25 protein-coding genes are annotated in these 25,581 nt (G+C 60.9%); 15 read left to right on the top strand and 10 right to left on the bottom strand.

Annotated elements, in window-relative coordinates:
- Positions 1-13 precede the first annotated feature (13 nt).
- Positions 14-1,144 (bottom strand): FAD-binding oxidoreductase, encoded by a 1,131-nt coding sequence (locus SPHINGO391_RS20760; protein ID WP_152010629.1) that lies wholly within the window; start codon positions 1,142-1,144, stop codon positions 14-16.
- A 52-nt stretch (positions 1,145-1,196) separates the two neighbouring features.
- Between SPHINGO391_RS20760 and SPHINGO391_RS20755 the strand changes: the two genes are divergently transcribed.
- Entirely contained in the window at positions 1,197-2,135 is a 939-nt protein-coding gene (locus SPHINGO391_RS20755) for a dihydrodipicolinate synthase family protein (protein ID WP_152010628.1), read from the top strand.
- A gap of 77 nt (positions 2,136-2,212) precedes the next feature.
- On the opposite strand, the gene SPHINGO391_RS20750 is transcribed toward SPHINGO391_RS20755, so the two are convergent.
- Both SPHINGO391_RS20750 and SPHINGO391_RS20745 read right to left on the bottom strand, forming a co-directional pair.
- Positions 2,213-2,986 carry an SDR family oxidoreductase gene (locus SPHINGO391_RS20750; protein WP_152010627.1) on the bottom strand — a complete coding sequence of 258 codons (774 nt, stop codon included), beginning with the start codon at positions 2,984-2,986 and terminating at the stop codon, positions 2,213-2,215.
- 2 nt (positions 2,987-2,988) lie between these two features.
- Positions 2,989-4,092: an NADH:flavin oxidoreductase/NADH oxidase gene (locus SPHINGO391_RS20745; RefSeq protein ID WP_152010626.1), complete on the bottom strand. Its 1,104-nt coding sequence runs from the start codon at positions 4,090-4,092 to the stop codon at positions 2,989-2,991.
- Between the two features lie 106 nt (positions 4,093-4,198).
- Here SPHINGO391_RS20745 and SPHINGO391_RS20740 point away from each other — a divergent pair, with 106 nt between their 5' ends.
- Positions 4,199-5,038: a sugar phosphate isomerase/epimerase family protein gene (locus tag SPHINGO391_RS20740; RefSeq protein ID WP_152010625.1), complete on the top strand. Its 840-nt coding sequence runs from the start codon at positions 4,199-4,201 to the stop codon at positions 5,036-5,038.
- Here the strand turns inward: SPHINGO391_RS20740 and SPHINGO391_RS20735 are convergent, their stop codons facing one another.
- Positions 5,039-5,803: an SDR family oxidoreductase gene (locus SPHINGO391_RS20735; protein WP_152010624.1), complete on the bottom strand. Its 765-nt coding sequence runs from the start codon at positions 5,801-5,803 to the stop codon at positions 5,039-5,041.
- 83 nt (positions 5,804-5,886) lie between these two features.
- Between SPHINGO391_RS20735 and SPHINGO391_RS20730 the strand changes: the two genes are divergently transcribed.
- Genes SPHINGO391_RS20730 through SPHINGO391_RS20720 form a run of 3 tightly spaced genes read left to right on the top strand, consistent with a single transcriptional unit; the run spans position 5,887 to position 9,611 of the window.
- The gene (locus SPHINGO391_RS20730; RefSeq protein ID WP_152010623.1) at positions 5,887-6,831 is read left to right on the top strand and encodes a 3-hydroxyacyl-CoA dehydrogenase NAD-binding domain-containing protein; all 945 of its coding nucleotides are present in this window, start codon (positions 5,887-5,889) and stop codon (positions 6,829-6,831) included.
- Positions 6,824-8,497, top strand: a complete 1,674-nt coding sequence (locus SPHINGO391_RS20725) for an FAD-dependent oxidoreductase (RefSeq protein WP_152010622.1) — start codon at positions 6,824-6,826, stop codon at positions 8,495-8,497. The genes SPHINGO391_RS20730 and SPHINGO391_RS20725 overlap by 8 nt, the downstream gene beginning before the upstream one ends.
- Positions 8,484-9,611, top strand: coding sequence for an FAD-binding oxidoreductase (locus SPHINGO391_RS20720; protein WP_152010621.1), 1,128 nt, complete (start codon positions 8,484-8,486; stop codon positions 9,609-9,611). The genes SPHINGO391_RS20725 and SPHINGO391_RS20720 overlap by 14 nt, the downstream gene beginning before the upstream one ends.
- Here the strand turns inward: SPHINGO391_RS20720 and SPHINGO391_RS20715 are convergent.
- Positions 9,601-10,482, bottom strand: coding sequence for an IclR family transcriptional regulator C-terminal domain-containing protein (locus SPHINGO391_RS20715; RefSeq protein ID WP_152010620.1), 882 nt, complete (start codon positions 10,480-10,482; stop codon positions 9,601-9,603). The genes SPHINGO391_RS20720 and SPHINGO391_RS20715 overlap by 11 nt on opposite strands.
- Before the next feature lie 171 nt (positions 10,483-10,653).
- Here SPHINGO391_RS20715 and SPHINGO391_RS20710 point away from each other — a divergent pair, with 171 nt between their 5' ends.
- The 10 genes from SPHINGO391_RS20710 to SPHINGO391_RS20665 all read left to right on the top strand — a co-directional run bounded on the left by SPHINGO391_RS20710 (position 10,654) and on the right by SPHINGO391_RS20665 (position 20,677).
- Entirely contained in the window at positions 10,654-11,988 is a 1,335-nt protein-coding gene (locus tag SPHINGO391_RS20710) for an extracellular solute-binding protein (RefSeq protein ID WP_152010619.1), read from the top strand.
- A gap of 53 nt (positions 11,989-12,041) precedes the next feature.
- Entirely contained in the window at positions 12,042-12,938 is an 897-nt protein-coding gene (locus SPHINGO391_RS20705; RefSeq protein WP_193217361.1) for a sugar ABC transporter permease, read from the top strand.
- Positions 12,935-13,756 carry a carbohydrate ABC transporter permease gene (locus SPHINGO391_RS20700; RefSeq protein ID WP_152010617.1) on the top strand — a complete coding sequence of 274 codons (822 nt, stop codon included), beginning with the start codon at positions 12,935-12,937 and terminating at the stop codon, positions 13,754-13,756. The genes SPHINGO391_RS20705 and SPHINGO391_RS20700 overlap by 4 nt, the downstream gene beginning before the upstream one ends.
- A 2-nt stretch (positions 13,757-13,758) precedes the next feature.
- On the top strand, positions 13,759-14,853 hold the full coding sequence (locus SPHINGO391_RS20695; RefSeq protein WP_152010616.1) for an ABC transporter ATP-binding protein: 1,095 nt from the start codon (positions 13,759-13,761) through the stop codon (positions 14,851-14,853).
- A 76-nt stretch (positions 14,854-14,929) separates the two neighbouring features.
- Entirely contained in the window at positions 14,930-15,817 is an 888-nt protein-coding gene (locus tag SPHINGO391_RS20690; RefSeq protein ID WP_152010615.1) for a dihydrodipicolinate synthase family protein, read from the top strand.
- 15 nt (positions 15,818-15,832) lie between these two features.
- Entirely contained in the window at positions 15,833-16,615 is a 783-nt protein-coding gene (locus tag SPHINGO391_RS20685) for an SDR family oxidoreductase (protein ID WP_152010614.1), read from the top strand.
- Positions 16,616-17,326 carry an SDR family NAD(P)-dependent oxidoreductase gene (locus SPHINGO391_RS20680; protein WP_152010613.1) on the top strand — a complete coding sequence of 237 codons (711 nt, stop codon included), beginning with the start codon at positions 16,616-16,618 and terminating at the stop codon, positions 17,324-17,326.
- Positions 17,323-18,705: an aminotransferase gene (locus SPHINGO391_RS20675; protein ID WP_152010612.1), complete on the top strand. Its 1,383-nt coding sequence runs from the start codon at positions 17,323-17,325 to the stop codon at positions 18,703-18,705. The genes SPHINGO391_RS20680 and SPHINGO391_RS20675 overlap by 4 nt, the downstream gene beginning before the upstream one ends.
- A 61-nt stretch (positions 18,706-18,766) precedes the next feature.
- Positions 18,767-20,212 (top strand): NAD-dependent succinate-semialdehyde dehydrogenase, encoded by a 1,446-nt coding sequence (locus SPHINGO391_RS20670; RefSeq protein ID WP_244615292.1) that lies wholly within the window; start codon positions 18,767-18,769, stop codon positions 20,210-20,212.
- Positions 20,213-20,473: 261 nt separating this feature from the next.
- Entirely contained in the window at positions 20,474-20,677 is a 204-nt protein-coding gene (locus SPHINGO391_RS20665; protein ID WP_152010611.1) for a hypothetical protein, read from the top strand.
- A 76-nt stretch (positions 20,678-20,753) separates the two neighbouring features.
- Here the strand turns inward: SPHINGO391_RS20665 and SPHINGO391_RS20660 are convergent, their stop codons facing one another.
- The 5 genes from SPHINGO391_RS20660 to SPHINGO391_RS20640 all read right to left on the bottom strand — a co-directional run bounded on the left by SPHINGO391_RS20660 (position 20,754) and on the right by SPHINGO391_RS20640 (position 25,535).
- Positions 20,754-21,104: a DUF5368 domain-containing protein gene (locus SPHINGO391_RS20660; protein ID WP_152010610.1), complete on the bottom strand. Its 351-nt coding sequence runs from the start codon at positions 21,102-21,104 to the stop codon at positions 20,754-20,756.
- Between the two features lie 10 nt (positions 21,105-21,114).
- On the bottom strand, positions 21,115-22,428 hold the full coding sequence (locus tag SPHINGO391_RS20655) for an FAD/NAD(P)-binding oxidoreductase (protein ID WP_152010609.1): 1,314 nt from the start codon (positions 22,426-22,428) through the stop codon (positions 21,115-21,117).
- Between the two features lie 167 nt (positions 22,429-22,595).
- The gene (cydX, locus tag SPHINGO391_RS20650) at positions 22,596-22,739 is read right to left on the bottom strand and encodes a cytochrome bd-I oxidase subunit CydX (protein WP_152010608.1); all 144 of its coding nucleotides are present in this window, start codon (positions 22,737-22,739) and stop codon (positions 22,596-22,598) included.
- Positions 22,740-22,755: 16 nt separating this feature from the next.
- Positions 22,756-23,919, bottom strand: a complete 1,164-nt coding sequence (cydB, locus tag SPHINGO391_RS20645; RefSeq protein ID WP_152010607.1) for a cytochrome d ubiquinol oxidase subunit II — start codon at positions 23,917-23,919, stop codon at positions 22,756-22,758.
- Positions 23,920-23,924: 5 nt separating this feature from the next.
- Positions 23,925-25,535, bottom strand: coding sequence for a cytochrome ubiquinol oxidase subunit I (locus tag SPHINGO391_RS20640; RefSeq protein WP_152010606.1), 1,611 nt, complete (start codon positions 25,533-25,535; stop codon positions 23,925-23,927).
- Positions 25,536-25,581 lie beyond the last annotated feature (46 nt).

The raw sequence follows: 25,581 nt of genomic DNA, 5'->3' as shown, positions 1-25,581 counted from the left end.
GGTGCCTTGGCGCTCAGAAAAGCGCTGAAACACCGTTGAGCGGCAATCGCGGTTGGCGGCCGAGAATCATGTCGGCCGTCAGCCTTGCGGTGATCGGGCCCGCCGAGAAGCCCACCCAGGGAAACAGCGACAGAAAGAAACCCTTATGGCCTGGCACCTCGCCAATGATTGGTCTCCAGTCTTCCGTTCCATTGACAGTCGCTGTCCAGCTTCGAACCGCCCGGGCCTGCCCGAGCGTGGGCACCAGGTTGGCTGCATTGGTCATGTTGCCGGCAAGATGAGCCGGATTGGTCACCAGCCGTCCGTCGGCAAGCCGGCGGGCATGCCATCCGCCGCCAATCAGACAGCTGCCGTTGTGGGCCTGCTTGAGCGAAAGTTTGCCCGCTGCGGAATAGACCAGATGCGGAATCAGCGGCGCCACCGGTTCGGTGACCGTGACCTGCAGCGGAACGCCCTGCAGAGCAATCGGGATCCCGAGCATGGCCGCGATGTCGGCGGCCGCTGCACCGGCGGCGTTGACGATCCTGCGCGCCTTGATTGTTCTCTCCCCGGTCCTCACGCGGTATCCTCCGGACGTCGGTTCAAGGCCGAGGATGCGGGTCCGCGTCAACATGCTCGCGCCCCGGCGTTCTGCAGCCGCCGCAAATGCCGGCGTAGCTTTCAGCGGGTTGGCCTTTCCCTCGATGGGGCAGAACCCGGCACCGATCGCGGTCTCCGCGAGATAGGGCGCGAGTATTCTCAAGCTGTCCCTGTCGAGGATCTCGATGGGAACCCCGAAACTGCGCTCGATCTTGGCCTTTGCCTCGATCTGCCGCATCTGTTCCGGTGTTGTGGCGACGAGCAATCCGCCTCCCAGGCTGACGTCAAGATCCACCCCAAGTTCTGCGCCCAGTCCCAGCCACATCTGTTGCGATTCGATCAGAAGCCGGAGTGTGGGGCCATAGGCTCGGGCCCAGTCCGGTCCCAGGCTGACAAATTCGGGGTGCTGGATCTGCACGTGAATCGACCCGGCATTCGCACCGGATGCCTGGGTGTTGAGATCATCGGCCTCCACCAGTGTCACATCGACACCTTCGGTGGCCAGGTAATAGGCGGTCGCCGCCCCTGCGATACCGCCGCCGATCACGAGAACATCAGTTTTCATATCCAACCTTCAACCCAGCCCGGGCATTCCGGGGACTCATGAGGACCATCCAATGACGACGACTTTTTCCGGCAGCTATACGGTTACGATCACGCCTTTCACGCCGGGTGGAGAAGCGATTGACTATTCGGCCTGGGAGCGCTTTCTCGATTGGCAGGTTGCCTGTGGTGTTCCCGGCATCATCATTCTCGGCACCACTGGCGAATTTCTGACGATCACCGACGAAGAGCGCAGCGCTTTTGTCGAAGCAACCGTCAAACACGTCAACGGGCGTATGAAGGTGCTGGTCGGGACCATGAATGCCTACACTCCGAACGCTGTGCGTTATTCCAAGGAGGCCGAGGCGCTCGGTGCGGATGGACTGATGATTATCCCGCCTTACTACTACACGCCGACCGAAGACGAGATCTTCAACTATTACAAGGCGATATGCGAAGCGCAAAACCTCCCGATCATGCTCTACAACAACCCGTTCACGTCCAACGTCGACATGTCCGCATCGCTTGTCGCCCGGTTGACCAAGGCGTTCAGCCAGATCCGCTATATCAAGGAGGCCAGTCAGGACACCGCGCGCGTCCATGACATCATCGTTGCAAGCGAGGGGGTGATGAATGTCTGGGCGGGACAGCGTGTGCTTGAAAGCTACAAGATGGGCGCCACCGGTTACGTCAACCCCTATGGCAACTACATTCCGAGAGCCTCGGTCAAGTTCGTGGAGTGGGCGGAGCAGGGGCGCTGGGAGGATGTCTGGGCAGTGCAAAGCGTGATCAAGAAATTCGACGCCATCATCACGGAGGGCCATCCGCTCTACGGGCATCAGTGCTACTCGAAGGCGCTGGCTGCGGCAGCGGGTTACCCGGTCGGTGATGTGCGCGCTCCGATCACGACATTTGCCTCGCTTCGCAAGGAAGGCGCTGAACGCGTGGCCAAGATGGTCCCACTCATGGCCGAACTTGAACGTATCGTCGACAGGATCGAGGCTGGTTCGTAGCAGGCAGGCCGCCAGCGGGCGCATTCCGTGGCAGGAACACGGTGCGGAAGGCCCGCGCGAACGAAGCGCGGACCTCCTCATCGTATATAGGCCGCACCGTTGATGTCGATGGTGCTGCCGGTGAGATGGCGGGCACGCCCATGGGCCAGGTAGACCGCCAGATCCGCGATTTCTTCCGGTGGAACCCATTCCCCCATCGGCAGGGTGGCGGTGACGGCGGCTTCGCCTCCGGTGCGGGCCGCCGACTCTTCAGACATGCGTGTGCGCACAACACCAGGCGCAATCACATAGGCAAGAATTCCGTCGGCTGCGTGATTGCGGGCGACCGTCTTGGTGGCCGCTGCGATTGCAGCCTTTGATGCTGCATAGGCAATTGCGCCGGGATTTGACGATCCGCGCGTGCTTACCCAGCTCCCGATTCCGATGACGGCTCCGCCACAGCCCGCGTCAAGCCACGACTGGACAGCAAAACGCATCAGCCGAGCCGGTGCATGGACGTTGACCGCCATCGCCTCCTGCCAGACCTTGTCCCATTGCTCGATCGGGTCGGCGATGCCGCCGGATTGGCGCATGATGCCTGCATTGTTGACGAGCACGTCGATCTTGCCGGCAATCTCGATTGCCTCGCTCCAGAACCGCTCGACCTGGTGCATGTCACTGAAATCGGCCTGCAGCAGGTGAGCCTGCCCGGGCCCTGCCGCCGCCAGGGCGATTTCCGCCCCCGCGCGATCGCCGCCGTAATGGGCGATGACGTTGGCGCCGGCGTCAACCATCGCCTTGGCGGTTGCGGCTCCGATACCCTTCGAGGCACCGGTAACGATCACCGTCTTTCCGTGAAGATCGTGCGACATTGCTAACTCCTGGTGATGAATGGCTTGCCGCGCATTGATGGATTGCAGCGGGCATAGGGGGCTGGGAGCTGAACGTCGGCGCCCAGTTCCTTGGCGGCGTGCCACACCCAGCGGGGGTCCCACAGCATGCCGCGAGCCAGAGCCACGGCATCTGCCTGGCCGCTCAGCAGGATGGTTTCCGCCTGCATCGGCTCGCTGATCTGCCCGACCGCCAAAGTGGCGATGTCAGCCTGTCGTTTGATCTCGTCGGCAAACCGGACCTGATAACCCGGGCCGGCAATGATTTCCTGGCGTTGATCGAGTCCCCCCGAACTCACATGGATCATCTCGCATCCGGCATTTTTGAGCGCCTTGGCAAACTCGACCGATTGCACCAGGTCCCAGCCGCGCTCGATCCAGTCCGTGGCCGACAGTCTCAGGATAACCGGCCGCTCGGCGGGAAAGGCTTGCCGCACCGCATCGAAAACCTCGAGCGGAAACCTCATGCGGTTTTCCAGAGAGCCGCCATAGGCATCCCTGCGGCGGTTGCTGATCGGCGAGAGAAACTGGTGCAACAGATAGCCGTGCGCCGCATGCACCTCGATGAGATCGAAGCCGGCGCGAGCTGCCCTCCGTGTGGCATCCACAAAGGCCGCCTTTATGCGATCAAGGCCGTCCTGATCGATTTCCGAAGGCGGTTCCCAGCCCTCCAGATAGGGCTCGTTCGAAGGAGCGCCTGTTTTCCACCCTCCCTCCGCGAGACTGATCTGGCCTGCACCCTCCCAGGGTTTGCGCGTGCTGCCCTTGCGCCCCGCATGGCTGAGCTGAATTCCGATCTTGCTCTCGCCAACCGAGCGGCAGAAATCGATGATCCTGGCAAAGGCTGCTTCCGAGGCATCGGAATAAAGGCCGGTGCAAGCAGGGGTGATGCGCCCCTCGGCCTCGACACCGGTGGCTTCAACCAGGATCAACCCTGGCCCGGACTGCGCAAACTGGCCCAGATGGACCAGGTGCCAGTCTGCCGGTACGCCGTCACTGGCCATGTACTGGCACATCGGCGCAACCACAATTCGATTGGCAAGTTCGAGCTTGCCAATGGTGAGCGGTGAAAACAGCAGACTGGACATGAGGTTCCCGGATTTCGAGTTGAATGATCCGCTTCGTGCGGTATAGTAACATTTGTGCGCAAATGAACATGTCGGGCAAGGCCTGACAAGCGAAAAGGAAATTTTTATGTCCGGTACCGACGTTGCAGCCAGCACCTTTCCCTTCCTCTATTCCCATGGTGGCCTCGACGCGCTGAAGCATTTGCGCGGTCTGGGCTATGACAAGTTTGAGATGATGATTTTTCCTCCCCACTGCTGGCCGCGCGAAATGGATGCCGCAGAGCGGCGTTCCTACAGCGATTGGCTGGAAGGTGAAGGCTGCAGTCTCACCTCGTTCTGCTACCCCCTGCTCGACAACAATCCAAACGGTGTCGACAAGTTGATGCGCGAGTATACGCTTGACCGGTACCGGGAAGCCATCGACCTCGCGGCGGAATGGAAATGTCCTTACCTTGTCGCCATTCCGGGACCGGTCAACAGCCTGATCAATCCGCCGACGAAATGGATGCTGGACTGGTTCGTCGAGGGCATGAAGAAGCTGGTCGACCATGCCAGAGGTACGGGCGTGACCCTGCTTCTAGAGAACGTTCCCTTCACCTTCCTTCCGACCGCGAAGGACATGAAGGAAACCGCCGAGTTGATCGATCCGTCGATCGGGATCAATTTCGATATCTGCAACTCGGTCTTCATCAAGGAAGATCCGGCTGCGGCCATCCATATGCTTGGTGACATGCTCAAGAACGTTCACATATCCGATTCAGGCGCCGAAGAGTTCAAGCACGCGCGACTCGGAACGGGCATTGTCGATCCGGGCCCGTCATTCAAGGCACTCCAGGAGATCGGCTATCGGGGCGCGACCGTGATGGAGATCATCACCGATGCCCTGGATGCCAATTCCGATCCGGACGAAGATATTCGCGCAAGTCACGCGATCCTTGCCAGCCATGGCTGGAAACCTCTGGGCTGATCAGCCCAGACCGGATTCCACGGGCACCACGGTGCCCGTGATTCCACCCGCAGCGTCCGATGCCAACCACAACGCCACTTCGGCCACATCATCCTCGGTCGCAAGGCGGCCGGTTGAGGTCTCTGCGGCGAGGATCGCCAGGGCTTGATCTGGCGAGGGGCCGCCGTTGCTGTGCCGGCTTTCCAGTCGCGCCATCAAGGCATCCGTGGCGATCGGACCCGGAGCTATCGCGTTCACCCGGGTCCCGTCGGCCCCCATGTCGAGCGCTGCGGCGCGCATCACCCCAAGCACGGCATGCTTGGATGTCGTGTAGAGGACCTGTTTTGGATGGGCCCTGTAGCCATTGATGGATGCCATCACGACAGCGCTGCCATGATCCGAGCGGGCCAGCGCTGCGGCAAAGGCGCCAAGAGTGGCCGCAACACCCCATACATTGATGGTCATCACGGTCTGCCACTCGGCAGCGTCAAGCTGGCGCATCCCACGCCAGGGCGGCACCACTCCGGCATTGGCGATTACGATATCAACATCTCCAACCTCGTCTGCGATCGCTTCAAGCGCCTGACCGCAATCCGGCCGTGAAAGATCGATGTCGAATGTTGTCCAGTTCGATGGCAGCTCGGCCTTTGCCAGCGCCTCCGGCAAATCGAGTATCACGACGGCTGATCCGGCATCGGCCAGCTTGCGGGCTATCGCTCGTCCGAGGCCGCGGCTGCCACCGGTGACCACCGCGGTGCGACCTTTGAGACTGTTGGTGTTTGCCATGTTGCGCGTCCCGCATCCTCATCCTATAGGTGTTTCGTACATTTGTGCGTTATGTGAACTCAAAATGCAAGAAATGAAGATTCATGAAGCAAGCAGGCCATCTTGTCGTTCTGGGAGCCGGGTCAATCGGCGTTTCCTTTTCAGCCGTGTTCCGGGATGCCGGTTTCGAAGTCACCATCTGCGACCCTGATACGGAACGCAGCAGCGCTGCAACGCAGGCCATTGAAGCGCAGCGCGCTGCAATGGCACTGGCCGGTCTGGAGCGTGGCGGAAACGGCAAGCTGAATGTAGTGGGCAGCCTCGATAGTACCCTGGAAAAAGCCGATATGGTGATTGAGGCCGGGCCTGAACGCCTGGAGGACAAGCAGGCGATCTTCCTGGACCTGCTGGAGCGGGCATCCCAGGATGCAATCCTCGCGACGGCATCGTCGGCAATTCCGATGTCACGTATTCTCCCGCGTCCTGCGGATCAGGCACGCTGTCTGGTGGCACATCCGGTCAATCCGCCCGCAATCCTTCGCCTGATTGAATTGTGCCCGGCGCCGGCGACCTCTCCACAGAACATGGAGAAGGCTTCGCTTCTTTTCGATCGTGCGGGTTTTCGGTCGGTCCGGCTGGGTCACGAGATCGAAGGCTTTGTGCTCAATCGTCTTCAGGGGGCCGTGCTGCGCGAGGCCTACCGGCTGGTTGACGAAGGAGTCGTCGGCGCCGAGGATCTCGATGCGGTCATGCGGCTCGGTCTCGGCCCGAGATGGGCACTCTCGGGTCCCTTTGAAACGGCGGAACTCAATACGCCGGGCGGCATCAGCGCCCATGCTGCGCGAATGGGTCCGGCCTATCGGGCGATGGGAGAGGGCAGAGGCGAAACCGGCTGCGACTGGAGTACAGCGCTGGTGTCGCGGGTTGAATCGGAACGCCGCGCGGTTGTTTCCGAGCAGGCTCTTCCGAAACGGGCGGAATGGCGTGTAAAGGCTGTCGCGCGGCTTGTGGCCGTTCGTGACAAACTGCTGGGAGAGGCCGATGTCTGATCAACCTTCGGGTTTCACCTTCAATGGACGTCCGGTCGCATTGCGCATCGGCCAGTCGGTGGCTGCAGCATTGACCGAAGCCGGCCAGCGCCCTTTCCGCGTCACGGCGAAGGGGGAAAAGCGCGGCATGTTCTGCGGCATGGGTGTGTGTCAGGACTGCCTGGTCACCGTCAATGGCGTGCCGAACCAGCGGGCCTGCATGACGCCCGCCAGGGACGGAATGCAGGTTGCCACGCAGGTCGCCTTTGCCGCGCTGACCGAGCAGCCGGCCGTGCAAACGCAGGAAGGCCGGCAGCTTGCGCCAGACGTTCTGGTCATCGGTGCCGGAGCCGGTGGGCTCAATGCAGCAATCGCAGCGGCCGGATCCGGTGCCGGAGTTGTCGTCCTTGATGAGCGCAAGGTCTCGGGCGGGCAATACTATAAGCAGGCGGCCGGGGCCGCCTCTGTGCTGGATACCCAGCAGCAGGATGGTGCGGCACTGATCGCCGCGGCCGTGTCCGCCGGTGTGGAGATCCTCTCGGAGGTTGAGGTCTGGGGCGTCTTTGAAGGCCTTCTCGTCATGGCCCATCACGAAGGCCGAGCGCTCATTGCCAGACCCAGGACACTCATCGTCGCGACGGGCGCCTTTGAGCGCCCACGCATGGTGCCTGGCTGGACGCTGCCCGGAGTCATGACCACCGGTGCCGCGCAAACGCTCTGGCGGAGCTATCGGACCCTGCCGGGCAAACGCGTGGTCGTCGCCGGCTCCGGGCCGCTCAATCTTCAGGTAGCTCTGGAACTGTCTCGCGGTGGGGCGGATGTGGTGATGGTCTCCGAGTCCGCCCGCCCGCCACATCGGCAGCCGCTGGCTGCCGCCAGGATGGTTGCTTCGGGCCCTCGGCTTGCGGCACGCGGGCTGGCGATGTCGCTGGGGTTGCGGCAACGCGGGGTCAACGTGGCCCACCAGACCAGCCTGTCCCGTGTCGTTGAGGTCGAAAACGGTCTGAAGGCGAGTTTCAAGGATGCCCACGAACGTCAGATCGACCACCTGGTGGATGCCGTGTGCATGAATGATGGTTTTGAGCCTCAGAACGAAATCCTGCGTTTGCTTGGTGCGGACATGAGGTATGACCCAGCTTTTGGCCACCTTCGGTGCAAGCGGGATTCAACCATGCAAACGAGCGTGCCGCAGCTTTATGCCATAGGCGACTGCGCTGGCCTGGGCGGCGCGCCTGCTGCCAGCGTCGAGGGCACCATTGCGGGGCTGGCTGCCGCTTCCTACTGCCGCGACATGCCATTGCCGGATCTGCGAAAACTGCAGTCCAGTCTTGCCGCGCATCGCCGGTTCCAGCAACGGCTGTGGGCACTCTATGACATTGGGCCTCGGGATCTGTCGGCGCAGGACGATGATCTTGTCGTGTGTCGCTGCGAAGAGGTTTCTCTCGGCGAGCTTCGCCAGGCGCTGGGCACCGCGCCCGGGCACGCAGGAACGGTCAAGCGCGCGACGCGGGCCGGGATGGGCAGGTGTCAGGGGCGTTATTGCGGGCCGGTGACGGCGCGCATGGTCGCGGAGCGGGACAATCGTCAGGTGGAAGACCGTAGTTTCTACGCGCCACGGGTTCCAATCAAGCCCGTCAGCATAACCGCCATCCTCGCAGCACAGGAGATGCTGGATGGAACCGATTGATCTGCTTGTCGTTGGCGGCGGTATCGTCGGATTGACGGCGGCGATCGCTGCGGCCGAAGGCGGCGCACGTGTTGCACTCGTCGACGCGGCCATCAACGCGGGATCGAACGCGAATGCGGGCAGCCTTCATGTCCAGATGCAAAGCCGGTTCATCAGGCTGTTTCCCGATCAGGCCCCCAATGTCGAGGCCTCGCTGCCGCTTTACCTCAGTGCCGTGAAGGAATGGGAGCGGCTGGACAGGGAGATCGGGCCGTTCGAACTTGTCCGAAAGGGCGGCCTGATGCTGGCTGAAAGCGCGGAGCAAATGGCGTTTCTCGAGCAAAAGGCTGCGCGGGAAGCTCGCCAGGGTCTTCACGTTGACTTGCTGGATCGAAGCGAACTGAACAAGCTTGCCCCTTGGCTTGGAGAACAGATCGTCGGTGCCGAGCTCTGCCACGATGAAGGCAAGCTGAACCCGCTTGTGGCCAATGTCCGCCTGCGCGCGCGTGCCATCGAGCTGGGAGTGGACATGCAGATCGACCATGTGACCGGGCTGGGACAGCAGGGACATGTCACCGTCCATTGCGCCAGCGGCCGTGTTCATCACTGCGACAAGGTCATCCTTGCAGCCGCCTGGGGGGTTGGATCTCTTGTGCAGGGGTTCGGACTGGACCTGCCCGTCAGGGCCGAGCCACTGCATATGAACATAACCGAGGCGGGGGCCGGGCAGATCAATCATCTCATTCAGCATGCTGAGCGGTCCATCACCCTCAAACAATTCGGATCAGGCCAGATCGTTATTGGCGGTGGATGGCAGGCGCAGAGCCGCGGCAATCAGGATGTGCCCGGCGTTCTGGCGCAATCCCTGCTCGGCAATGTTGCCCTGGCGGCACGGCTGGTGCCTTCCATCGGTCAGCTCAGGGTGATCAGAACCTGGGCGGGGATGAACACGACGTTGGACGGCAAGTCGCTTCTGGGCGGCGTGCCCGGCGCCGAAAGGATCATCCTCGCAGTGCCCGGCGACGCCGGCTACACATTGGGACCGTTGTGTGGGCGGGCGGCCGCTTGCCTGGCGCTCGGCAATGAGCCGCCACTGGATATCGATCCATTCACGCCGGGGCGGTTCAGTGCTTGAGTGCCTGTGAGATGGTCGCTGCGGTCTGCTGCAGCTTGGGCAACACCGTTTCCACCATGTTGTCCGCGCTCATGCGCAGGGTCGGGGCGCCGACATTGATTGCGCCAACGAGGCCGCCAAAGGAATTGCGCAGAGGAACCGCGATCGATAGCAAGCCCTTTTCCAGTTCCTGGTCGACAATCGACCAGCCTTTGTCTCGGACGGTTTCGAGTATCTTTCGAAACTCGTTGCGGTCGGTCACGGTGCGATCTGTCATGGGAAACAGCGGAATGTTCTGCAGAATGCCCGGCCACATCTCCGGTGGTTGTGCGGCCAGCAGCACGCGTCCCGTCGCCGTGCAGTGAGCCGCGAAACGCGCGCCTACGGTTATGCCTACGGAAATCACCCGGTGGTACTGGGTGCCGCTGACGTAAACCACTTCGAATTTGTCCAGAACCGCTGCTGAGACCGATTCGCGGATCTCCTCGGAAAGATGGTCGAGAAAGGGACGCGCAATATCCCAGGCGCCCTTGGAGGACAGCACCGAATAGCCCAGTTCGAGCACCTGCGGGGTCAGGTCGAAGAGTTTTCCATCGGCGACCGCATAGCCTTCATGCACGAGGGTCAGCAGAATTCGCCGGGCACCGGCCCTGGTGTTTCCGGTTTCGGCGGCAACTTCCGACAGGGTCATCTTCCGGCGTGTGCGATTGAAGGCGCGGAGCACTTCAAGCCCCCGGGCGAGCGAACTCACATAGTCCCGCGGATTCAGGCCACCATTGTCTGGATCATCCTGGAAATCGGATGAAGCGGTCATCAAACCTGTGCGCTGCCCGGACTTTGGACCTATGCCAGTGCTCTCATGCTTGGCTTCCGATTTGGGTTTCTGCGCCATGATTCGGCTCCTCGCGCACAATTGTAAATTTCCCAGACGCCTTAGCACACGCGATTGTGGGGGTGCAGCGGAAAAATCTCAAAATCAACACTTGCCACACAATCCAAAAATGGTGTTATATCGCACAAGAGTACGGTATGTGAACAAAATCAGCAACCAAGGGAGACGATAATGAGCAATTCGGGGAATGGGAAATTCGATGTGACGCGCCGCGGCGCACTCAAGGGCCTGGCGGCTTCGACCGTTTTGGCGACGCTTCCGGTGCGGGCATGGGCCCAAGATGTGACCCTGCGCTGGTGGTCGCCGCAAGGCTCACCCGACCAGGTGGCGGCCTACAAGTTCCAGATCGAGCAGTTCGAAGCCATGCATCCCGGTATCAAGGTAGTCTTCGAGACGACGTCGGATGAGGGGTATGCGCCGCAGCTCGCTGCTGCGTTCTCGAGCGGCGAAGTGCCGGACGTGGTTACGCACCTGCCGTCCTTTGCGGTCGCGAGCTATTACGCGAACGGTCTGGTCGAGCCGTTTGACGATGTCATCGAGGCTATCGGCGCCGATGATTACTATGCTGGAGCCAATGATGTCTTCAAGGCTGCCGACGGAAAGTACATCGGCACGGGCATCGGCAACACTGCCGCCAACATGCTCTGGCTGCGAAAAGACCTGATGGAAGCTGCCGGCGTCGACAAGGCGCCCGAGACCTGGGACGAATTGCGCGCGGCCTGTCAGGCCATGCAGGGCGGTGGCGTGTACGGTGCCCCGCTGCCCTATGGCCGCAATTCCATGACCTCGCTGATCTTCATCGGCGTCATCCACCAGGCAGGCGGGCAGGTTTTCACGCCGGATCTTGAAGTCGACATCGACAGTGACGCCACTCGCGCTGCGCTGGACTTCTATGCTTCCATGCGTGAGCTGTGCCCTCCCGGTGCCACCAACTACAGCTGGGGCGAGAGCCTGACTGCATTTGTCAGCGGCGCATCAGCCACCGGCATCTATGCAGGCCGCGTGCTGGCCAACGTCAATGCTCAGAATCCGGGCATCGCCAACTCCGTCACCTGCGTGACCTATCCCCGGATCTCGACCGATGTGGCTCCCTGGACGTTCAACGACTTCCCGAGCGTCTTTATCCCGGCGCAGTCCAAGCACAAGGATGCGGCCAAGATGTTCGCGGCCTTCCTGTTCAACCCGGAAGGCTACATCAAGCAGCTGCACGCAGCTCCCGGCCATGTGCTGCCGGTGCTCAAGTCGATCAGCACGAATCCGATGTATCTCGATAATGCGATCATCAAGGCGTACGAATCCGAAGTCGATCTGATGGCTTCCGCTGCGGCGGGCGGTTACAATCTCGGCTATGAATCGGCAGCGCACAAGTCCAACGACAAGGGCGGTGAGGTTGTCGGCAGCGGAGTGATTGCGGACCTTGTTCAGCGCGTCGTGCTCAATGGCGAGAACGCCGATACTGTTCTGGGCGAGACATCGAAGACAATCGAAGCCATCATGAAGGGCTGAGATCGCAACTCGCGTGGCGGTGATTTCGCCGCCACGCGCTCATGAGAAACCCAATGATCAAAAACAAGCAGACAAAGCTGGAGCGGCACTACGCCACTCTGGGTATGATGTTGATTGCGCCTACCGTCCTGGTGTTTTGCGCGGTTATCGTCTACCCGCTGGTTTCGGCAATCTATCTGAGCCTGTTCGACATCTACACCCCGACGCTGCAAGGCGAATGGGTCGGTCTGGACAATTATCGCGAGCTGCTTGGCAAGGGTGAGTTCTGGGCATCTCTTCGCACCAACCTGATCTGGACCGTTGGCACACTCAGCCTTCAGATCCTGTTCGGTATCGGCATGGCCCTGGTGCTGCACCAGAACATCTGGTTTCGCAGTCTTGCACGCAGCCTGATCCTGTTTCCATATTTCATCTCGACCGTTGTTGCGGTTCTGGTCTGGCGCTGGCTGTTCAACGATCTCTACGGCATCCTCAACCATCTGATGATGGCCGCAGGGCTGATCGACATGCCGGTCGACTATCTTGGTTCCATGCCCAATGCGATGATTTCGGTCATTCTCGTGGGTGCATGGAAGTATTTTCCGTTTGTTGTCATCGCCGTGCTGGCACGGCTGCAGACGATCCCCGACTCGCTTTACGAGGCTGCCCGCATTGACGGCGCCGGTCCGGTTGCACGCTTTTTCGACATCACTTTGCCGCAGCTGCGTGATGTGCTCGTGGTTATCATCATGCTGCGCGCAATCTGGGACTTCAAGGAATTCGACCTGATCTTCCTGCTCACCGGTGGTGGCCCCGTCACCTCGACCCAGACACTGCCGCTGCTCGTCTACAAGGAAGCCTTCTCCCTCAACAACATGGGAATGGCTGCGGCTTACGCGGTCGCCATGATGGCGGTGATGCTGGTCTTCATGATCCTCTACATTCGCAAGACCGGGGAGAAAGACGCATGATACGCCGCGTTCTCTTCAACTTGATGGCCTGGGCCATTGTGCTGGCAGTCGCCTTTCCGCTGTTCTGGATGGTGGTCACGTCGCTCAAGCCGCAGTCCGAGCTCTTCAGGCGACCTCCGACAATATTGCCCGAAGTCACCACGTTCGAGCACTACTGGCGGCTGCTCAGTGAAACGAATTTCCTCACCTACTTCCAGAACTCGGTGGTCCTCTCGGTTGTCACCACGGTGGTGGTGGTCTCGATCGCGACGCTTGGCGCCTATTCGATCGTGCGTTTCAAGTACTGGGGACGCGAGAGCCTGGCGTTTCTTGTCCTCTTTACCTACTTGCTGCCTTCGGTCGTCCTCATCATTCCGCTCTATCTCATGCTGGTCGGCCTTGGCTTGTCGAACACCATATTCAGCCTGGTGATAGCCTATACGACCTTTGCGCTGCCCTATGCGCTGTGGCTGCTTCGTTCGTTCATGGCAGGAATTCCGGAGGATCTGGAATCGGCTGCCTTGGTTGACGGTGCTTCCCGCATGGGCGCGTTTCGCGACGTGATCTTGCCGCAGCTTCTGCCGGGCATCATCTCGACGGCGTTGTTCACGTTCATCCTGTCCTGGAACGAATATCTTTACGCTCTGGTGCTGGTGAATTCCGACAACACCCGTCCCCTCACAACCGGCGTGATGAACATGCTGATCTCGTCATTCAACGTCGAATGGTCGCTGTTGATGGCGGCCTCGGTGATGATGAGCGTTCCGCTGATCATCGTGTTTGCCTTCCTGCAAAGTTATCTAACCCGCGGCTTCGGCGCTGGCGGGGTCAAGGGTTGATCATGGCCGATGTAGTATTCAAGAACGTCCACAAAAAATTCGGCGACTTCATTGCCGTTGAAGGACTGGACCTGTCGATAGAAGAAGGCGAATTCGTCTCTCTGCTTGGACCGTCCGGATGCGGAAAGACAACGACGCTGCGCATGCTTGCCGGACTGGAATTTCCCAGTTCCGGGGAGATCAGCATCGGCGACAGGGTAGTCAATGACCTGCCTCCAGGTAAGCGCGATATCGCAATGGTCTTTCAGAGCTATGCGCTCTACCCGCACATGTCGGTGGAAAAGAACATCGCCTACCCGCTCAAGAAACGGGGCGTTCCCCGCAGCGAGCAGGGCCCTATGATCGCCCGTGTTGCAGAGATGCTGCAACTGACCCCGCTGCTGTCGCGCAAGCCAAGGCAGCTTTCCGGCGGCCAGCAGCAGCGTGTGGCCCTGGGTCGTGCCCTGGTGCGTGATCCGAAAGTGTTCCTGCTCGATGAACCGCTGTCCAACCTCGACGCCAAGCTTCGTGGAATCATGCGCGCTGAACTGGTCGAACTGCATCAGCGCCTCGGCCGAACCATGGTCTACGTGACCCATGACCAGCTTGAAGCGATGACCATGTCAGATCGGATCGCGGTCATGTATGACAAGAAGCTTCAGCAATTTGCCCCACCGCAAGAGGTCTATCGCGAACCCGCCAACCGGTTTGTCGCCGGTTTCATCGGGATGCCGTCGATGAACCTCATAGACGGTGACCTTTCCCAAGAAGGTGATCGGTGGATGTTCCGGTCGGGAAGCATTTCGGTACCCGTGGGGCCTTTGGTCGCCGATGCCCGCGGCGGTGAAGCCTGCCTCGGAGTGCGCCCGGAAAATCTGCTGCTGGGCGAGGGGCCAACGCCGGCAGTGGTGCAACTGGTCGAGAGAACGGGACACGAGAACATCGTGGTTGTCGAGATCGAAGGTGGCCTTCGCATGACCGGGCGAGTGCCTGCCAGCACTGATTGGAAGACCGGCGAAACAATCCAGATGTCCATTCAGTCCGAAGCAGCCCACGTGTTTGCGGCTGGCCCCACGGGCAGGAGACTGAACATCGCTTCCGTCGCGGTCCGGCCGTGACCCGTTACCCATTCAAAGCTGCACTTTCCTCAGGAGATCCAAGTTGAACCGCTCATCTGTAAATTGGTTCGGGCCGATGCCCGCCATAACAACACCATTCCGCACGGATCTCAGCATCGACGAAGCGGCTTTCGTCGCCAACATAGAACGTCTCTTCGATGCCGGAGCCACTGGAATGGTCGCATCCGGATGTACGGGAGAGTTCTGGGCGATGAGCATGGAAGAGCGCTCTCAGGTTGCACGGCTGACCGTAGAGGCCTGCCAGGGCAAAGGCCCTGCCATCATCGGTACCGGCGCAATTCGTCCCGAAGACGTGATCGACCAGATCCATGCGGCGAAGGAAACCGGAGCGGACGGTGTTCTCGTTATGCCACCCTATTTCGCGCATCTGACGGAAGCGGAAACGATTGCCCATTTTGAAGCGGTCAACAAAGAAGCGGTGCTGCCGATCCTGCTGTACAACATTCCGGGAAATGCCGGGAATGCCATCACGCCCGAGATTGCCGACAAGCTCGCCGATCTCGACATGGTTGTCGGTATCAAGGAAAGCTCTGGCAGCTGGAGAAACTTCCATGCCACGCTCAATGCCGTCAAGGACCGCCTGCTGGTCTTCTGCGGCCCCTCCTCGGTCTATGGCGTGCCGGCGACGCTCGCGGGCGCAGATGGCCTGATCGACTGTTTCCCCAATGTCTGGGCCAAGGGGTGCCTCGATCTCTGGCATGCAACGGTCGCCGGTCGTCTCGACGAAGCCTGGGAACTGCAGCAGACCGGCATGGAACTTACGGATCTGTTCACCAGTGACGGCCGCACGCTATACCCGGCGACAAAGGCTGCGATGAACCTGCTGGAATTGCCGGGTGGCGGTTTGCCGCGTCCACCGTTGCTGCCATTGACCGGCACTGCATTGGTTGGATTGAGCAAGGGGCTGGAAGCCTTGCTTTCGCCTGTCACGGAACCGGCCTGATCAAGGGAGATAGACATGGATCTTGGATTGAAGGGCCGCAAGGCCATCGTGTCCGCTGCAAGCAGGGGGCTTGGCCTCGCCGCCGCACGTTCGCTGGCGCGCGAAGGCGTTTCGCTGATCATGAACGCAAGGTCTGCAGAGGCACTGGAGAAGTCTGCCGCCGATATTCGTTCGGAATTCGGCGTCGAGGTGACAACGGTCGCTGCCGATTTCAACTCCGCCGAGGGCCGCAAGCAGATCCTCGATGCGGCGGGTGATGTCGATATTCTTGTCAACAACCCCGGGGTCAGGCAGGTTCCGACACCCTATGCCAAGATCTCGGCCGAGGATTGGCGGTACTGGATGGAGACCCATTTCCTGTCGTCGCTGGAACTGATCACCGCCGTCGCACCGGGAATGCAGGCCCGCAAGTTCGGCCGCATCGTCAACATGTCGGTCAGCTTCATCAAGTTTCCGCAGGTGGGTTTTGCTCACAGCCATGCCGCGCGACTGGCGCTGTCGGGTGCGGTCGCTGCCATGGTCCGGGAACTGATGCCCGACAATGTGACGATCAACACGGTCTGCCCGGGCCTCTTCGATACCGACGCGCTGCACACCAATCTCCACGGCCATGCCAAGCGCGGCAACACCACCTACGAAGCCATCGTGGAAAACCGGTTGTCGACCTGTCCCGCCGGGCGGTTCGCAGACCCCAGTGAGTGCGGGGACCTGATCGCCTTCCTGTGCTCTGCCCAGTCCGGCTTCATGTCGGGCCAGAACATCGTAAACGACGGCGGCGTCTATCAGGGGCTTTTCTAGATGGAAGCGCGTGTTGCCATGATTTCAGGCGCTGGGCGCGGTCTTGGCGCGGCCATTGCAGAGCGGCTGCTGGCTGACGGCTGGTCGGTTTCGCTCGGCATGCGCAATCCGGCAAAAGCCCAAGCTGAGATGGAAGCGCGAGCGCAAGGCCGTATGCTTTGCTGTCGTTTCGATTCCGCTGATGCTGCCACTGCGCAATCATGGGTCGACCAGACGGTTGCGCATTTCGGTCGCATCGATGCATTGGTCAACAATGCCGGCATCCTGCGAATGGTCGACTTCGAGCAGGGCAGCGAAGAAGATCTCGATGATCTCTGGTCGGTCAACGTCAAGGCGCCGTTCCGGTTGATCCGCGCCGCGCTCCCTCATCTCAAGCAAACAGGGCAGGGACGTGTGGTCAACATCGCTTCAACCGACGCGAAGCGCTTTAGAGGCGGAACATCCGTCGGCTATGCGATGACCAAGCATGCCCTTCTGGCCATGACCCAGGCGGTCCGCTTTGCCGGATGGGACGAAGGCGTCCGGGCGACCGCCATGTGTCCGGGCGCGATCGATACCGATTTGATCGGCAATGCCCCCGCCGCCACCCCGAAGGCCGACAGGCTCCAGCCGGAAACTGTGGCTGGGATGGTGGCATTTGTTCTCTCTCTGCCAAATCAGGCATCCGTGCCCGAACTGATCAGCAACACCCGACTGGAGAGCTTCATATGAACCTGGCAGGCCCGATCAACGACGAACTTGCCGCCTGGGATCGGGACTGTCTGCTCCATCCCACCACGCACACCGCGAACCACGCCCGCGGCGATGTGCCCGGCCGGATCGTGACTGGCGGCAAGGGTGTTCATATCGAGGACCGCGACGGCAACCGGTTCCTGGACGCGTTTGCTGCGCTCTACTGCGTCAATGTCGGCTACGGTCGCACGGAAATCGCCGACGCGATGAATGATCAGGCGCAAAAACTCGCCTATTTTCACGCTTTTGCCGGGCACGGCAATGAACCGGCGATAACGCTGGCCCGGATGATCATGGATCGGGCGCCGGAGCACATGGCCAGGGTCTATTTCGGCCTGTCCGGATCTGATGCGAACGAAACCAATGTTAAGCTTGCCTGGCATTACAACATCCTGCGCGGCAAGCCTGAGAAGAGAAAGATCATCAGCCGCTGGCGGGCTTATCACGGTTCCGGAGTCGTATCCGGGTCGATGACAGGTCTGAAGGCCTACCATGCCCGCTTTCATCTGCCGCTTGAAGGGTTTCTGCACGCCGCAACACCGCATTATCTGCGCAGGGACGATGCGACACTGAGCGAGGCTGCCTTCACCGACCGTCTCATCGCCGATCTCGAGGCGATGATCCTGTCTGAGGGGCCTGAAACCATCGCGGCATTCATTGGCGAGCCGGTCATGGGAACCGGTGGGATCCTGCCGCCACCGGAGGGATACTGGGGACGGGTTCAGGAGCTGCTTGATCGCTACGATATCCTCTTGATCAGCGACGAAGTCGTCTGCGGCTTTGGCCGCACCGGAAGCATGTTCGGCGCAACCCACTATGGCCTGAAGCCCGATTTCATGACCATCGCCAAGGGGCTGACCAGCGCCTATGCGCCGCTGTCGGGCTCGGTCATTTCCCAAAGGGTGTTCGACGTCCTGATGCAGGGGTCCGATGATTTCGGCGCTCTTGCCCATGGCTGGACCTACTCCGCCCATCCGGTCAGTTGCGCTGCCGGAATTGCCACGCTCAATCTGGTCGATGAACTGGGATTGCTCGGCAACGCGTCCAGCACCGGTCCCTATTTGCTTCAGCGCTTGCGTGATGCTGTCGGAAGCCATCCCAATGTCGCGGAAGTCCGCGGTGTAGGCCTGATGGCTGCTGTCGAATTCATGGAGGATCCCGGCACGTTCAAGTGGTTTGAGCCGCCGATGAGCATGAGCGGTAAGATTTCCGCGGCGATGCTGCGGCGTGGTGTCATTGCCCGCCCGATGCCCGAAGGCGACATCATCGGTTTCGCTCCCCCGCTCTGCATTACCCCCCAGGAGGTTGATCAGGTTGTGGAGGCCTTGCAGGGCGCGGTTCAGGAAGTTCTTGGCTGACCGCGGCGGGCACGACCAATCGGCCATCGAAGGCCTTTACCAACACGAAATGGAACGTCCAATGTCGCATGAGCACCTTGTCCGTCAGGCCAATCTTATCTCCGGAAACTGGGTTTCAGCGGACTCGGGGAAGACCATTGATGTGGTCAATCCCGCTGACGGCAGTGTGATTGCGACGGTGCCGAATTGCGGTGCCGCAGAAACCCGCCGCGCCATTGAAACGGCGCATGCTGCCTTTCCGCAATACGCCGCAATGCCGCTTAACGAGCGCGTCGTATTGTTGCGCCGGCTGCATCAGTTGATTGTCGACAATCTCGAAGGTCTGGCTTCGCTGTTGACAGCTGAACAGGGCAAGCCTCTTGCGGAATCGCGCGCCGAGGTCGGCTCCTCCGCGGCATACGTATTGTGGTTCGCGGAAGAGGCACGCCGCACCGACGGCGCCGTCATTCCGGCGCCGGTCAAGGGTCGGAAACTGATGACCACGCGCCACCCGGTTGGCGTTGTTGCCGCGATTACACCCTGGAACTTCCCTTCATCCATGCTCGCCCGGAAAATAGGACCGGCGCTGGCCGCTGGATGTACGGTCGTTGTCAAGCCAGCCACGGCAACTCCCTTGTCGGGGCTGGCCTGGGGGCTTCTGGCCGAGCAGGCCGGCTTTCCGCCCGGTGTGGTCAATATCCTCACCGGCTCGGCGCGCGAGATCGGCGGAGAAATCACCGCCAACAAGCTGGTCCGCAAGATCACCTTTACGGGCTCGACGGAAATCGGAAAGCAGATACTGCGCGAAGCGGCCGGCACCGTCAAACGCGTGTCGATGGAACTGGGAGGCAACGCGCCCTTTATCGTCTTCGACGACGCGGACCTCGACCGCGCGGTGGAAGGCGCATTGATTGCCAAGTTCAGGAATGCCGGCCAGACCTGCATCTGCACGAACAGGCTCTACGTTCAGTCGGGCATCTACGATCAGTTCACGGCACGCTTTGCCGAACGGGTCGCAGCTCTCAAGGTTGCACCTGGCAACGAGGATGGTGCCGAGCAAGGCCCGATGATCGACGAAGCCGCACTGGCAAAAATGGAAGAGCTCGTCGGCGATGCGCTGTCAAAAGGGGCACAGGTCGTCACCGGAGGCGACCGGCACGCGCGCGGTGGCCTGTTCTATGCCCCCACGGTGCTTTCCGACGCGAGCAGTGAGATGCGCTTTACCCGGGAGGAAATTTTCGGGCCTGTTGCTCCGGTCTACCGGTTCGACACCGAGGAGCAGGCAATCACTGCAGCAAACGACACGGACTACGGGCTTGCCGCCTATGCCTACACCAGGGATCTGGCAAGGATGTTCCGGCTGCAGGATCAGCTCGAATATGGCCTGATCGGCATCAATGAGGTGCTGATTGTCAGCCCTGAGGCACCGTTTGGCGGCCTCAAGGAATCTGGTATCGGCAAGGAGGGGAGCTGGCAGGGGATCGACGACTATCTCGACACAAAATACACTTGCATAGGCGGACTTTGAGCCCCGGAGAGAGGGTCGAGACAGATCTAGGCTTGTCACGGCAGGGAACGTGAATCGGATCAACTCTCTCAGAAGCGACCGCCTCCGGCAAACCCGGCACGGTTGCGTCATCACCTTCAGACTCACCGCCACATTAGGTGAGGTTCGTGTTCGTCCGGGTAGGAATACGGGTGGCGAAACACGTGGTTTGACGGCTCGGTCATTCCGATCACCGGCACCAGTTTCGCAGCCGCCGAGGCTACCCGTCTTCTCTCTCGAAAAATGGCGGAACTGACGGCCGGCTGCGCATCGGGAGCCAAGATATCCGGTTTTGACCCCGACACCTGGTTTCGCGTCATCGCCGAAGACGAGGATGGCGCAGACCTGGCATCGCTGCCAAGGGCGAAGGTCGGCTGGGGAAGGGTCGGCTGGTCCGAGCCGCATCGGCAGAACCGGCGTTTCTGGCAGTCTGGCGGCAAAATCTGAAACGCAACTCCATCGTCGCGGGGCAGGGTGTTGTCCGGAACCATGCCGCCCCGCACGTATCCCGGGATTGCTGATTCTATCCGGTCCGGGATCGAATGAGCGATTGCAGGGTGTAAACCAGAACGGCGATGCCGACAGCGCCGAGGCTTGCCACGCCCAGAAGCACGATCAGGTCGATCGGGCCGCCGATGTCGCTGAAGCCGGAGTTTGTGATCAGCTGCACGAACAGGACGGCGGCGATGGCGCCGAAGGGCATCGACAGCTGCGCCAGCAGGAACTTGCGCATCGACATCGACCGGTCGCGCACGAGCACGTAGAGATAGGCGGCGGTGATCACGACTGCGGCCACCACCATGGCCCAGAACAGGCCGCGGCCGAAGATCTCCTCGAAGACGGCAATCAGGGTGGTGAAGGTCAGGTCTTTCATGGCGTTCTCCTCAGGCCTTGCCGCGCAGCATGGCGTTGTAGGTGGCTTTCAGCGCCACTTCCTTCATCAGCCAACTGATCCACAACTCCTCCATCGGCGCGATGATGCCGGGGAAGGAGGGGGTGAGATTGTTCTGGTAGTCGAACTCGATCAGCATGGCGCGACCGACGCGGGTGATCAGTGGGCAGGAGGTGTAGCCGTTGTAGGTCGCGGTGCCTTCCGTGCCGGCAATGGCTGCGACAAGGTGATCCTCGACCACCGGAACCTGCCATTTGACCGAGGCGGCGGTCTTGCCCTTGGGCACGCCGGCGACATCGCCGAGCGCGAAGATTTCCGGGTAGCGCAGATGCCTGAGCGTCTGCTTGTCGACTTCCACCCAGCCTTGGTCGGTCCATTTGTCGGCCCAGGACAGACCCGACTGCCGGATCACATCGGGCGCGCGCTGCGGCGGGATGACATGCAGGTAGTCGTATTCAAGCTCCGTATCACCGTCGGGAGTGGTGAATGTGGCGCGCTGGCTGCCCGGCTCGATGGACTTGAGCACATGGCTGTAGGCCGGCGTGATGCCGCGGTTCTCAAACAGCATCCGCACCTTTTCCGAAACGATCGGAACGCCGAAGAGGCTTTGGTTGTTGGCGGCGTAGATGATCTCGGTCTTGCCCGCGTTGCCTGCGGTGCGGGCGATGTCATCGATCAGGAAGGTGTGCTTGAGCGGCGCACCGGCGCATTTCATCTCGGTCGCCGGGCGCGTGAAAATTCCGACGCCGCCTTCCTCGGTGTATTTCGATGCGGCCTGCCATGTGCGCGCGGCATACTCCGGACCGGCATAGAGCGCGCCGATACCGTTCGAGCCGACGAGGTCGAGCGAGAAGCCCTCGATGGCGTCGTGATCAAGAACGAGACCGGGGGCGACAACCAGGAAGTCATAGTCGACCGCCTGCCCGCCGGAGGTCGTCACCCTGCGGGTCTCGGGATCGATACCGGCGGCGGCCTCGTTGATATATGTGATGCCGCCGGGCAGCCAGTCGGTGGTCCTGCTCTCGGTGTAAGATGCTGGTTTCAGCCCCGCCGCGACCAGCGAAAGCCCGGGCTGGTAGAGGTGCTTCTCGCTGGGATCGATGATGGTGATTGACGCGCCGTCGAGGCGATCAATCAGCCGGTTGACCAGGGCAGTACCGCCGGCCCCCGCGCCGATGATCACCACGCGCGCGGAGGTCTTGACCGAGGCCGCGCGGACCGGACCGCTCCAGGCGGCTGCGGCCATGCCACTTGCGGCAAGGCCCAGGAACATGCGTCTCGAGGGTGCGAAAGCTGATTGGGTCATCCCGTCCTTCTCCTGAATTATACCGCATGTTTGCCACATGAATTGCCGGTAAACCTTGATCTGGGTCAAAATACATTCATATATTTATATTCTTTTATAAAATGGAGTATCGCGAAAAAAGGCGCCCGGTTCAGGGCGCCTTTGAGGTTCGGATCGGGACAGCCGAATCAGCCTCGGGTTTTATCCCGATGAGGATTGCCGCCCTGATCGTTGATCATGCGGCTGTCTTCCTGCAGTTCCAGCCACATGGCGTTGACGACGGCGAACATTGCGGCCAGCGGAAGACCCAACAACCAGGCGAAATACCACATATCTTGATCCTCCTGATCAGTAGACGGAATGAGAATTGTCGGTGACGTCGGCCTCGGTGACCTTGCCCCACAGCACCTTGTAGACCCATGCCGTGTAGGCAAGGATCATCGGCATGAAGATCACGGTCACCACCAGCATGATGAACAGGGTCATGTGCGAGGATGAACTGTTCCAGACCGTGAGTGACGACCGCGGGTCGGATGAGGACGGCATGATGAACGGGAACATCGTCAGCCCGACCGACGAGATCACCCCGAGGATCGCCATCTTGGAAACCAGCAGCGTCGAGACTTCGCGCCCGGCGCGCAGCCCGAGGAAAGTCAGCAGGCCGCCGGCAATGCCCATGATGGGTGCAATGGCGATCCATGGGCGGTCCGAATAGGCGGTGAGCCAGCTTGCCGTCTTTTCCACCTCGAAATGCAGCGGGTTTGACGGGCCGGTGGTAAGGTAGTCGCCGACGATGCGGTAGCCCTCGATCCCGAGGGCCATCCAGACGCCGGCCAGCGCATAGGCCGCCACGGCAACCAGTGCCGCGATGGAGCCGAAACGGCGGGCCCGGTCACGCACATTGCCTTCCGCCTTCAGCGTCAGCCATGCGCCGCCATGCATCACCAGCATCGACAGCGACACCACCCCGGCAAGTAGCGAGAAGGGATCGAGAAGGCCGATGAACTTGGTGTACCAGGCGCCCTCATAGATGGTGTGCAAATCATCGGTGAAATGAAACGGCACGCCCTGGATGACATTGCCGACGGCAACGCCGAACAAGAGAGCGGGGATCCCGCCACTGGCAAACAATGCCCAGTCCCAGGACGTCCGCCAGCGCACGTCATCCCGCTTCGAGCGGTACTTGAAGGCGACAGGCCGGACGATGAAAGCGGCGAGTACCACGAACATCGCCAGGTAGAAGCCGGAGAACGAGACCGCGTAGAGCGGTGGCCAGGCGGCGAAGATCGCGCCGCCGCCGAGAATGAACCAGACCTGGTTGCCTTCCCAGACCGGGCCTACGGTGTTGATCGCCACGCGGCGCTCGACATCGGTTTCGGCAACGAAGGGCAGCAGGGCGCCGACACCCATGTCGAAGCCGTCGGTGAGCGCGAAGCCGATCAGCAGGACGCCGAGCAGACCCCACCAGATCACGCGCAAGATGTCATAGTCGATAAGAGAGTGCAGGATCATGGTTCTTACTCCGCCGGCATGGCGATGGCGTCGGCATTGCGCCGGCCGGCCAGCCGTTCTGTGTGTCTGATAACCCAGGCGTCGGTTTCCTCGACGTCCTGGAAGGGTCCCTTGCGGATGTATTTGAGCATCAGCCCCATCTCGATGACGAACAGGACGGTGTAGAAGATGACAAATCCGGCAAGCGTCAGCGCCACCTCGGTCATCGAAAGCGCCGAGACCGACATGGCCGTCGGCAGCACGCCGTCCACGGTCCAGGGCTGACGACCGAATTCGGCGACAAACCAGCCCAGTTCCGCTGCAATCCAGGGCGCAGGGATCATCCACACCGCCAGATGCAGGGCCGGGCGCGGGAAATCCATGCCCTTGAACGAGGCGCGATAGAAGAAGTAGAGCATCGTCGCGATGAAGCCGAAGCCAAGCGCAACCATGATCCGGAAAGCCCAGAACAGCGGCCAGACGGTCGGAATGGTGTCATTGGCGGCCTGGACAATCTGCTCGGGCGTCGCTTCGCGCGGATCATCGACGTATTTTTTGAGCAGGAAGGCGAAGCCGAGATCGGCGGAATGGGCTTCGAACCGAGCGGTCTCAGCCGGATCGGCATTGTCGCGCGCCTCGCGGATATGCATCAGCGCGTCATAGGCGATCAGGCCGGATTTGATGCGGGTTTCAGCTTGCGTTTCGAGTTCCTCGATCCCCGGGATCGACGTGGTCAGCGAGCGGGTGCCGATCAGTCCCATCACATAGGGAACATGAATGGCATAGTGGGTGGTCCGCGCTTCCTGATCGGGAAAGCCGAAGGCGGTGAACGAGGCCGGCGCCGGCTCTGTTTCCCACATGCCCTCGATGGCAGCGAGCTTCATTTTCTGACTGTGCGTGGCGCTGTAGCCCGATTCATCGCCCAGCAGCACCACCGAAAACGCAGATGCGAGACCGAAGGCGGCGGCCACGGTGATCGAACGCCGGGCCAGTTCGATATGGCGCCCGCGCAGCAGGTACCAGGCCGAGACGCCGAGCACGAAGACCGAGGCGGTGACGTAACCGGCCGAGACGGTATGGACGAACTTGGCCTGGGCCACCTCGTTGAACAGCACCTCGTAGAAATCGGTCATTTCCATGCGCATGGTCATCGGGTTGAACTGAGCGCCGACCGGGTTCTGCATCCAGCCATTGGCAATCAGGATCCACAATGCCGAGAAGTTGGAGCCGATCGCCACCAGCCAGGCGACGGTCAGGTGCGCCACCTTGCTCAGCTTGTCCCAGCCGAAGAAGAACAGCCCGACGAAGGTCGCCTCGAGGAAGAAGGCCATCAGCCCCTCGATCGCCAGCGGCGCACCGAAAATGTCGCCGACATAATGGCTGTAATAGCTCCAGTTCATGCCGAACTGGAATTCCATGGTGATGCCGGTTGCGACACCGAGCACGAAATTGATGCCGAACAGCGTGCCCCAGAACTTGGTCATCTGCCGCCAGATCGGACGGTTGGTCATCACATACACCGTCTCCATGATGGCCACGAGGATCGAAAGACCCAGCGTCAGCGGCACGAAGAGGAAATGATACATGGCCGTCATGGCGAACTGCAGCCGTGACAGCTCGACGATCCCGAACTCCATTTGCTTTGCTCCTTGGAACGGGGAGCACACCATGCACCCCCAGAAT

The sequence above is a fragment of the Hoeflea sp. EC-HK425 genome (assembly GCF_902498795.1).
Taxonomy (GTDB): Bacteria; Pseudomonadota; Alphaproteobacteria; order Rhizobiales; family Rhizobiaceae; genus Hoeflea; species Hoeflea alexandrii.
This window is presented reverse-complemented; position numbering and strand designations above follow the sequence as displayed.